Source organism: Mucilaginibacter sp. P4_A11 (assembly GCF_056402535.1).
Map to the genome: position 1 here is coordinate 234,688 of NZ_JBFUHE010000005.1, position 11,299 is coordinate 245,986.

The 11,299-nt window shown below is 42.3% G+C and carries 5 protein-coding genes; all 5 read right to left on the reverse strand.

The window, feature by feature from the left end; genetic code table 11:
* Positions 1 to 55: 55 nt before the first annotated feature.
* Positions 56 to 2,476 (reverse strand): ABC transporter permease, encoded by a 2,421-nt coding sequence (locus tag AC1DUD_RS12105; RefSeq protein WP_477374931.1) that lies wholly within the window; start codon positions 2,474 to 2,476, stop codon positions 56 to 58.
* Between the two features lie 203 nt (positions 2,477 to 2,679).
* Positions 2,680 to 3,717, reverse strand: a complete 1,038-nt coding sequence (locus AC1DUD_RS12110) for a DUF4097 family beta strand repeat-containing protein (RefSeq protein WP_477374932.1) — start codon at positions 3,715 to 3,717, stop codon at positions 2,680 to 2,682.
* A 168-nt stretch (positions 3,718 to 3,885) separates the two neighbouring features.
* Positions 3,886 to 6,261 (reverse strand): ABC transporter permease, encoded by a 2,376-nt coding sequence (locus AC1DUD_RS12115; RefSeq protein ID WP_477374933.1) that lies wholly within the window; start codon positions 6,259 to 6,261, stop codon positions 3,886 to 3,888.
* A 94-nt stretch (positions 6,262 to 6,355) separates the two neighbouring features.
* Positions 6,356 to 8,764, reverse strand: coding sequence for an ABC transporter permease (locus AC1DUD_RS12120; RefSeq protein WP_477374934.1), 2,409 nt, complete (start codon positions 8,762 to 8,764; stop codon positions 6,356 to 6,358).
* Positions 8,765 to 8,831: 67 nt separating this feature from the next.
* Positions 8,832 to 11,255 carry an ABC transporter permease gene (locus tag AC1DUD_RS12125; RefSeq protein WP_477374935.1) on the reverse strand — a complete coding sequence of 808 codons (2,424 nt, stop codon included), beginning with the start codon at positions 11,253 to 11,255 and terminating at the stop codon, positions 8,832 to 8,834.
* Positions 11,256 to 11,299: the final 44 nt, after the last annotated feature.

The following is an 11,299-nucleotide window of genomic DNA, read 5'->3' on the forward strand; positions in this document are numbered from 1 at the left end:
GGGTCACCAAGTCATTCTCGAACTTTTCAATTACTTAATGACCCAAGCAATGACGCTATTCAGAGCGTAAACTTTTCACCGGGTTGGCCAGCGCGGCTTTAACCGATTGGAAACTGATGGTTATTCCGGCTACTAACAGTGCTATTACACCTGCCGCTAAAAACACCCACCATTGTATGCTGATGCGGTAGGCGAAATCCTGCAGCCATTTATTCATGGCAAACCAGGTTATCGGGAACGAAATTACCGAGGCGATCACGATCAGCTTTAAAAATTCCCTGGAAAGCATAAAGGTGATGCTGCCTGTTGATGCACCCAGCACTTTGCGGATGCCTATTTCTTTTACCCTCAGCCTGATCATGAATGCAGCTAAACCGAATAAGCCTAAACTGGCTATGATCAGCGCTATGCAAGAGAATATGGTAAATATCTTACCTGTTTTTTGTTCAGATGCATAGAGCGAGGCATACTGCTCATCTAAAAACGAATAGCTGAATGGTGCTTCCGGCCTCATATTATCCCATTCGGTTTTGACATTAGCGATAAGCGATTTGATATCGCCGGTTTTCACCTTTAAAATAACAGTCCCCGTGTTATGACCCGATAACAGCATCAGCGGAGCGATTTTTTGTTTGGCCGATGCGTAATGAAAATCCCTGATCACGCCAACAACCTTATATTCCATAATGGCAGAGCGCACAATGGTTTTACCAATCGGATCAGCATTGCCCCAGCCCAGACCCTTAACTAAAGACTCGTTCACCACAACCGACATAGAATCGCCGGAGAATGAAGGATAAAAGTTACGCCCCTTGATAACCTGCAAACCTAAGGTCGGCACATAGCTTTCGTCAACATGGTAAATATTGGTATGTATATCGGCATGGCCGCTCTTGTCATCAAACTCCTTGGCCGTGATCTGAGTGCCATCCATACCGCTTGATTTTCCGGGAACGGAACTTGATATGGTAGCACTGATTATCTGCGGATTACGCAAAAGTTGATTTTTAAACGCGTCCACATTGTGGCCAAGGGTATAAGTATCGTTGATAACAAGCACCTGCTCTTTATCGTACCCTAACTTTTTATTTTGCATAAAATGCAATTGCTGGTATACTACAAAGGTTGATATGATCAACGCGGTAGAAACCGCGAATTGAAAAACAATCAGCCCGCTGCGTAAAGTGCCCTTCCCTTCGGCTTTGGTGGCTCCGTTGCCTTTTAATACACTGATGATCTGGAACGACGAAAGGAAAAAAGCCGGGTAGATGCCCGCCAATATGCCAACTGTAAAGGCGGTTAATAATTCAATGATAACAGCCTTCGGGCTTAAGAAAAAAGCTGATTCGATATGCTTGCCGGCCAAATTGTTAAACAACGGCAACAGTAGGTATACCATGCCTAAGGCCAGTAATAAAGCGAACACGGTAAGCATTACCGATTCGGTAAGGAACTGTGAAACCAATCCGCTTTTTTCAGAACCGAGTACCTTACGGATGCCTACTTCTTTTGAGCGTTTTGCCGAGCTCGCGGTAGAAAGATTGGTAAAATTAATACCGGCCAGTATCAATATAAAAACAGCCAGTGCTGCAAAAATGTATATGTAATGGATATCGCCGTTAGCCTCCAGCTCATATTTAGTTGCCGAATGCAGATGGATATCGCTTAGTGGCTGTAAATAAAACAGGAAGGTATTAACAGCTTTACTGGCCTGAGCAACGCTGGTACCCAAATCGTGTGCAATTTCGGGTACAACAAATTTCCGTACCATTTCAGGGAAAGCGGCTTCAAGCTTTTTAGCATTGGCATTTTTATCCAATACAATATAGGTGAAGAAACCAATGTTGCTCCAGGTTTGCTTCGCCTTTTCAGTAAAAGAGGTGAGGTTTAAAAACGCGTCGCCATGAAAATGGGAATCATCAGGGACTTTATCAATTACCCCGGTAACTTTATAGGGCTTGTCATCAATAGCAAGCGTTTTACCTAAAGCTTGTTGATTGCCGAAATATTTAACCGCCATTGCTTTGGTAATTACCATAGCGCTTGGGTCGGTTAGGCAGGTTTTGTTGTCGCCGTCAATTAACGGGATAGAAAATAACTTTAAAAAGTTGGGGTCAACCAATTGAACATGCTCTTCTTTAAATTGGCGGTCGTTGTATTTAATAAATACCGGGCCGCGGCCGGTTAACCGGGTTGTTTCCAACACTTCGGGGTACATACTTTTAATGCCCTGCGCTACAGCGATATCAACCATGGGGTATTCGCTTACGCCATTATTTTCAATGCTACGTAAACCTACCCGGTACATTTGTTTGGCCTGCGCCGGATATGTATCATAGTTTAACTCGCTGTACACATAGGCGCAGATCAGCATACAACAAGCCAATCCTACAGACAGACCAAACACATTGATAAATGAAAATATTTTATTTCGTTTTAAACTTCGCCAGGCGGTTTTGATGTAGTTTTTGATCATGAGTGTACGGTTAACCTGAATAATAGTTTTAAAATGCATACCAATAAATCAAACAATTAATTATCAGACACTTGCATTTTATTTCCAATCAAAACTGTACGAAGATGTAACACCATGTGTACGGTTATGATACACTCAAATCAACGTAAAAGGCCTGTCACTATTTAAGCGGCAGGCCTTCACAATATTCTTCATCGTCGTTATTAGTTTACCGTGAGATTAACCCTGTTGCTGCCTCTAACTTCAACCAAAGAGCCCCCTCCGTTAAGTTTGCCTTCTACCCTTTCCTTATCCTTGCTGCCCGAAAAATTGTCTGCAAGGTTTGTTTCTATCTTATCAGCACGCAAATCGAGATTAAGGCCTTGTTTTGATGGCAATTGCAGATCAACCCGACCTGAACTTACATCAATTTTAACAAATTTACCCACGCTTAAAAACTGTGCATGAAAGCTGCCTGCACTTGTTGAAGCGTCAAGGCTGCAGGAAAGATCTGTAAGATTAATGCTGCCTCCAGATGTACCTGTGATGAAATCGCCATCAATTTTATTGCCGCTGATGCTGCCTCCGCTGGTGGTAGCTTTGATACCACCTTTTAAACCATCAAGGTGTAAACTGCCACCTGAAGTTTCCAGTCTGATACGCCCTGTGCAATTACGTGCTTCAATGCTTCCTCCAGATGTTTGCAGATCAATACTTTCTTTTGAATCGCTTACATGAATGCTTCCGCCTGATGTACGGCCTTTAATAGTGCCGGTAATTTTATCAAGATGTAAGCTGCCGCCGCTGGTTTCAAACTGTTGTGTTCCGGTTAAATTATCAAGGTGTATGCTGCCGCCACTTGTATTCAGGTTGGTTGCCACATTACCAGGTACATATACGCGGAACGAAATACTCAGTGATTTTTTCCAATCCCAGTTATTATCTTTTTTACTTTTGGCTTTGGCATGAAGCTCACCGCCATTAACATCAACACTCAGATCATAATTTTCATCAAGACGCTTTTTGATCTCATCTTTTGACAGATCACTATTGCCATTATTACCTTGAATAAAAACCTCTACCCTTGGCTCTTCGCCCGATGCACCGCTAACGGTGATGCTGCCGCCCGAAGTATTAACAAATACATCCTTCACCGATTGCCCTGATAACGATTTGGTGAGGTATGGTGTTTTCTGGTTATTTTGTGCAAAAACGGTGCTACCTGCACAGGCTACAAATAACACGAGTAAATACTTTTTCATAATAATGATCTTTGGTTTATATATACAAGACCAAGTGTTGTTCAAATACGTTGCATGGTGTCGAAAATAAATTTGGAGATATATGATATGAAAAAAGCCCGTGAGGACACGGGCTCGGTGAATATTGGATTTCCAACTAACATCTAATCTCCAACCACCAATCACTAACTATTCGCTTCGTAAACTCCTGATGGGATTTGCAAGCGCTGCCTTTAATGATTGGAAGCTGATGGTAACGACAGCTATTACAAACGTAAGTAAGGCCGCAAGTGCGAAAATCCACCAATATAAAGGTGTTTTATAGGCAAAACTTTGAAGCCATTTATCCATACAGTAGTAACCTAATGGAATAGCGATCACTGTAGCCAATAACACCGGTTTTAGCAGGTCTTTTGATATGAGGATAAGAATATTTTGCACCGATGATCCTAACACTTTACGCACACCAATCTCTTTAGTACGTTTAGCCGCTGTAAACGAAGCCAGGCCAAACAAACCTAAACAGGCTATAAAGATTGCTAAACCCGAAAATATACTTAACATAGTTTGCTGCCTGATATCGTTACGATAAGTGGTATCAAACTGCTGATCAAGAAAACTAAACTCAAATGGATAAATTGGTGCTACTTCTGCATACGTGTTTTTGATAGCTGTCAAGCCGGCCTGGATATTCCCCGGTTCTAATTTGATCACTGCTACGCGCCTGTCTTCACTTGGCGATATAACCAGGGCATCCATGTTTTCTTTAAGCGAAAGGAAGTTAAAATCTTCAATCACACCGATAATTGTCCGGCGGGTACTGTCCCGCACAGTGTTTTTAATCCATTTACCAAGAGCCTGCTGCGGTGTAAAACCAAGTTCTTTTGCGGCTGTACGATTGATTAATATCGAATTGGTTGTATCGGTAGCAAATTGCGATGAAAAATCCCTGCCTGCAATGATCTTTAACCCGAATGTTTTTACATATTCAAAATCGGCGTATTCGGTTCGTGATTTAAATGTTGCGTGCTGGCCTTCCACATTAAAACCCTGCATGTCAAAAAAGCCCCCCGGCTCGCCCGACATCAGGGATACCGATTTCACATAATCTGAGTTTTGCAGCCGGTGTTTAAAAGTTTGCCGGTGATCGTAAATATCGTTATTATCGATCTTCACAATAACGGTTTGCTCCTTATCATAGCCCAGCGATTTGTTTTTTACATACCGCATTTGGTTAACAATTACAATGGTGCCGATGATCAGCAATACCGAAATACTGAACTGGAACACCACCAGCGATTGCCTGAAGAAAGACCCGCCTTTACCCAGCTTAAGTTTCCCCTTTAAAGCCTCAATAGGCGAAAATGCCGACATAAATATCGCCGGGTAACTTCCAGCAAGGAAACCCACAAATACAATAACACCTAAAAGGAACAGGTAAATCGGCGCACTGTTCCATGACACCGTAAGATCATAACCTAAAAGCGCGTTATATGACGGCATCAGCAGAAATAACAAACCCATAGACAGCGCACATGAAATGAATGCCAGCAATAATGACTCACCTATAAACTGCCATACCAAATGATTTCGTAAAGCGCCTAATACTTTACGCATACCTACCTCTTTCGAACGTTCGACCGCGCGGATGGTAGCCAGGTTCATAAAGTTGATACAAGCGATGATCATGATCAGCACCGCTATCGAAATGAAAATGAATACCACCGTTTTATCGCCATGTTTCACGTTGTCAAACGTGGATGCATTTTCAAAATAAATATCTTTGAAAGGCCTTAAGTTCAGGTAAAATTTGGTGCCGAAGCGCTTCATATCCTCGCCCATGTACTTCTCCATAAACTGTGGAAAGTGGCTTTCCAATGCGGCCGGGCTGCTATGCTCATTGAGCAACAGGTAAACAAACAGGCCGTTATTGATCCATACATTAAAACCCGGATCACGGGTATAATTGGCTATCGGAACAACCAGATCAAAATCAAGGTGTGAGTTGGAAGGTACATCTTTGGCAACACCGGTTACCTTTAATTGCAGGCGTTTATCCATTTGCACCACCTTGCCCATGGCATTATCGATATTGCCAAAATATTTTTTAGCTGTAGTTTCTGTTAGTACAACACTACCAGGATTATCTAAAGCCGAAGCTGCATCGCCCCTCAGCAATGGAAAGGTAAATAGCCTGAAAAAATTAGAATCAACGGCGTAAACCTTTTTTTCGTTAAATGATTTTTCACCAAAAGAGATCAGGTCATTCTGCGGTGAAACGCGCACCGCCATTTTTACATCCTGCGGAAAATCATTCAGCATGGCAGGTGCATAAGGCCCGGAAAGGTATGAGGTAGGCGCCTTCGATTTATCAAAACCACGCATTACCCGGTAAATATTTTTGCCTTGCTTGTGAAAATTATCCACGCTAAACTCATTCATGATATACAGGAATATCATGAGACAAACGGTTATCCCCATGGTTAACCCCAGGATATGGATCAGCGAAAATGCTTTATTACGATAAAGGTTTCGCCAGGCTGTTTTTATATAATTTCTAAGCATATTTTATATCATTATGTCGTTGAATCATTAGGTCATTTCGCCTTGCGGGATCAAGCCAAACAATGACCTGATGAAGCAAAGCAAAATGACTAAATTATTCGTTCTTCAAACTCCTAACCGGGTTAGCCAGCGCAGCTTTAATTGATTGAAAGCTGATGGTTACAAATGCAATAAGTACCGCTACCACACCTGCTATGACTAATACCCACCATTGCACATTAACACGGTAAGCAAAACCCTGCAGCCATTTATTCATCATAAACCAGGCAATGGGCGATGATATCAAAATAGCGATGAACACCAGCTTTATAAAATCCTTCGACAACATGCTCACTATTGTGGTTACACTTGCACCTAAAACTTTCCTGATACCTATTTCTTTATTACGCTGCTCGGCGGCGTAAGCTGCTAAACCAAACAAACCAAGGCAGGCTATTAATATGGCAAGCGTACTAAACGAGATAAAGAGCTGCCCTATCCGCTGTTCTGAACGATAGGTAGCGTCAAAATCTTCATCCATAAATGAGTAAGTGAATTGATGATTAGGCGCCAATTCCTTCCATTTATCTTGTACCTGCTTCATAAAAGCAGGGATATTTGCAGGTTTAATGCGTACGCTTATCGCACCGTAATCGTCGCCATAGGCCAATACAACCGGAGAAATTTTATCTTTCAACGAACTGAAGTTAAAATCTTTCATTACCCCTATGATATGATAAGGCTGGATGCCATAACTGTCGCGATAAACGGTTTTATTAAGCGGCTGCTTTTCACCATATATTTTCACAAAAGCTTCGTTAACAATAATGGCAGCCGAATCTGTGGCCATCTGGGTTGAAAAATTGCGACCCGAAATGAGTTTAATACCCATGGTATTGGTATAATCTTCATCAACCGGCCAAAACTCGGTGAGCATGTCTTTTTTGATGTCGATGACCTTGTCCGGGAACAGACCGGTCACGTTTCTGTCCTGCCCGGTTGGGGTATATGACGACATGGTTGCATTTACAACACCAGGCATCCGGCTAATCTCCTGTTTCAGCACCTTGGCTTGCTTGCCTAATACATTGGCATTTTTTACCACCAGTACCTGGCTCCGGTCAAAACCCAGGTTTTTATTATGGATAAAATTAAGCTGATTATAAATTACCAGTGTGCCGATGATCAGGAAAATAGAGATAGAAAACTGGAACACTACCAAAAAGCCCCGTAAAAAGCTGCCTTTAAAACCTGACGCCAATTTACCCTTTAAAACTTCGATAGGCTGAAATGCCGATAGTACAAATGCGGGATATGAACCTGCAAGGAAACCAACTAACAGCACAACAACAAGCAACGACGGTAATAACCAAACTGACGATTGAGACGTAAACGCCAGTGTTTTGCCCGACATTTGATTAAACACCGGCATCAGGGCCCAGGCCATAAAAACCGCTATTATTGTAGAAAAGAGTGTAACCAAAATAGATTCGGTTAAGAACTGCGCTACAAGATATTTACGGGCTGATCCTAATACTTTGCGTACCCCAACCTCCTTTGCCCGGTTTGCCGAACGCGCTGTTGAAAGGTTCATAAAGTTTACACACGCTATCAGCAATATAAACACAGCTATTACCGAAAATATGTACACGTACTGTTTACTACCACCCTTATCAAACTCGTATTGACTTACAGAACGCAAATGAATATTGGTAACAGGCTTTAACTCCACTCTCAAATAATTGCCGTTTGATGTCCAGGCTGATGGGTTAAAGGAGTTTTTAATATCCAGTTTAGTGATCTGGGCTTCCAGGCTTTTAACATTGGTACCCGGTTTTAATAACAAGTAATTATGTACACCGCTAAAACCCCAGCCATGAACGCGACTTTCGGGTATTGATGAAAATGACAGAAAAAAATCATACCTAAAATGCGACTGCGAAGGCACATCTTTTATTACGCCTGTTATTTTGTAGGCACTCGTATCATTAATGGTTAAAGTTTGCCCAACCACGTTTACTTTGTTAAAATACTTTTTAGCCGTACTCTCGGTAATTACTGCTGAATGTGGCTCCGTAAGTGAAGTTGCCGGATTGCCATCTATCATGGGCAGGGTAAAAACATCAAACAAGTCTGATTCAGTATACACCACATTTCGTTCCTGTATGTTTTCATTGCCGTTACGGATATAAAATCTCTGAGGCGATATAAATAGCGACGAAGTTGGGATCATCCTTACTATCTTTTCAATTTCGGGAAAACTACCTTTTAAAGCATCCTTAAAAGGGGCGGCAGAACCCGCGTATGACCCTTCGTGCCCGTTGAGACTTGCATTTTCGGTAAGGCGAAAGATCCTATCGGCTTTAATATTGTATTTATCATAACTCAGCTCATCGGCTACAAAAAGCACAATAAGCAAACAGGTTGCAAGGCCAACTGATAAGCCTAACACATTAATCGCCGTAAACCCAACATTTTTGCGGAGTGAACGAAAAGCTGTTTTGATGTAATTTCTGATCATCATTAATTGTGTAATTCAGTTATTATTTACTTAGCCGCGGCTAAACAGTTACAGAAAATCCGGAATTAAATTATTCGTTTTTTAAACTCCTTACGGGATTAGCCAGCGCAGCCCTGATGGATTGAAAACTGATGGTCACGAATGCGATCAACACTGCTGAACATGCTGCGAGCACTATCACCCACCACTGGATATTCTGACGGTAAGCAAAACCCTGCAACCATTGCTGCATGGCAAACCAAGCCACCGGGATAGCGATCGCTATAGCAATCATAACCAGTTTGATAAAATCCTTTGATAACATACCCACAATGGCAGCCATATTAGCACCGAGCACTTTGCGAATCCCGATTTCCTTGGTACGCTGTTCGGCAGAATAGGCAGCCAAACCAAATAAACCCAAACAGGCTATGATGATGGTTAAACTTGTAAAAATGATGAATATAGTACCCATCCTTTGTTCAGCACGATAGGATGAGTCAAAATCCTCGTCCATAAATGAATATTCAAATTCTTTACCCGGCTTTATTGATTTCCATTTGTCTTTGATCATGCCCATCAGCGCGGCTATATTGGCAGTATTTACTTTTACACTCAAGGCACCCGTATTATCACCGTACATTAATATCACTGGTGTTACATTGGTGCGTAATGATGCAAAGTTGAAATCTTTAATAACGCCAACTATATGATACTCTTTAAAAGTTTTGGCCATATTGTCCATCGGCAAAAACATGGATTTATTGAGCGGATCGCGCACACCCATCAGTTTTGCAGCTGTTTCATTGATGATCATAGCTGCCGAATCGGTAGGCATCTGGCTTGAGAAATTACGGCCTTTTGTTAGTTTTATGCCGAGTGTTGAGAGATAGCTGTCATCAACCACCCAGGTTTGAGCCAGCACTGCCTTTTTAGGATCAAGCGCTCGTTCCTGGAAAACGCTGCTGCTGTTGCGGTAATCGGATGTTGGCAAAAAGCCGGTCATGGTTACGCCCATTACGCCGGGTAATTGTTTTACCTCATCCCTTAGTACCTTGCTCCGATCGCCAAGGTCATACACGCCGTGGATAATCAATACCTGGCTGCGGTTGTAACCAAGGTCTTTATTCTGGATATATTTAAGCTGGTTATAGATCACCAGCGTTCCGATGATGAGCACTATCGATATAAAAAACTGAAATACCACCAATGAACTCCTTAACATCCCACCCTTAAAGCCTGATGCTAGTTTGCCTTTTAAAACATCAATTGGTTGAAAAGCAGAAAGGAAAAACGCCGGATATGAACCCGCCAAAAAGCCAATCACTAAAACGGCAACCAGCAACGCCGGAACCAGCCAAACTAAGGAGCTTATATTAAGTTCCATAGCTTTACCCGAGATATTATTGAACACCGGCAGCAGGAAATATGCCATCAGCATAGCTATCACTGTGGCGATAAACGTTACCATAATGGATTCGGACAGGAACTGGGCTATCAGTGATTGACGCCTTGATCCAAGTACCTTGCGCACCCCGACTTCACGCGCGCGGTTTGCCGAGCGGGCGGTTGAAAGGTTCATGAAATTTACGCAGGCTATCAGTAAAATAAAAATAGCCACTGCTCCAAAAATGTATACATACTGGATGTTTCCGTTATGATCAAGCTCCGAAAGCAGGTTTGATTTAAGGTGAATGTCCTTTAGTGGTGTAAGGCTCAGCTGATACTTGTTGCCGGCACTTTCAAACGAGTCAAAATTGAGGTGTAAAATATCCTGCAACTGCGGACCGGCGTATTTACGCATCAATGCAGGAAATTTGGCTTCAAACTTTTTAGCGTCGACACCCGGTTTAAGCAGTACATAGGTATTGAAGTTATTGCTGAACCAGGCATTCTCCTTACTTTCCTGAGCCGAGGCCATCGACAGGAAAAAATCATAGTGAAAATGTGATTGTTTAGGAAGATCTTTAATTACTCCGGTAACCTTGTACAGCAGTTTTTCATCAAACGTAAAAGTTTTGCCCACGGCCTGCGTGGTATTAAAATAACGTTTTGCCGTAGTTTCGGTTATCACCACGGTATTTGGCTCAACCAGCGCCTTTTTGGGGTCACCGGCTATCATAGGCAGGGTAAATACATCAAACAAGGTCGAATCGGCCAGGATCATCCGGTTTTCGTGGATGGTTTGGCTGCCTTTTTTTACATTATAGCCACCGCGCATTAACAAACGGCAGGCACGCTCAACCTCGGGATAATCGTTTTGAAATGCAGCGCCCAACGGTGCAGGTGCACATGCATAACTTTGATCGATACCGCCAAACTTGATCTGCATATTGGCACGATAGACCCTATCGGCCTTAGCGTTGAACTTATCGTAGCTCAGCTCATCAACTACGTAAAACACAATAAGCAAACACGTAGCCAGCCCAAGAGCTAAACCAAATACATTAATTGCGGTGAATCCCACATTTTTTTTCAATGTGCGGAAAGCGGTTTTAAGGTAATTTCTAAACATGAGGTTTATCATTAAGTCATTGGGTCATTAAGTCATTATCGCGC

Coding starts and splice junctions, on each gene's coding strand:
- AC1DUD_RS12120 (WP_477374934.1), bottom strand. CDS start 8,764: ATGATGATCAGAAATTACATCAAAACAGCTTTTCGTTCACTCCGCAAA.
- AC1DUD_RS12110 (WP_477374932.1), bottom strand. CDS start 3,717: ATGAAAAAGTATTTACTCGTGTTATTTGTAGCCTGTGCAGGTAGCACC.
- AC1DUD_RS12125 (WP_477374935.1), bottom strand. CDS start 11,255: ATGTTTAGAAATTACCTTAAAACCGCTTTCCGCACATTGAAAAAAAAT.
- AC1DUD_RS12105 (WP_477374931.1), bottom strand. CDS start 2,476: ATGATCAAAAACTACATCAAAACCGCCTGGCGAAGTTTAAAACGAAAT.
- AC1DUD_RS12115 (WP_477374933.1), bottom strand. CDS start 6,261: ATGCTTAGAAATTATATAAAAACAGCCTGGCGAAACCTTTATCGTAAT.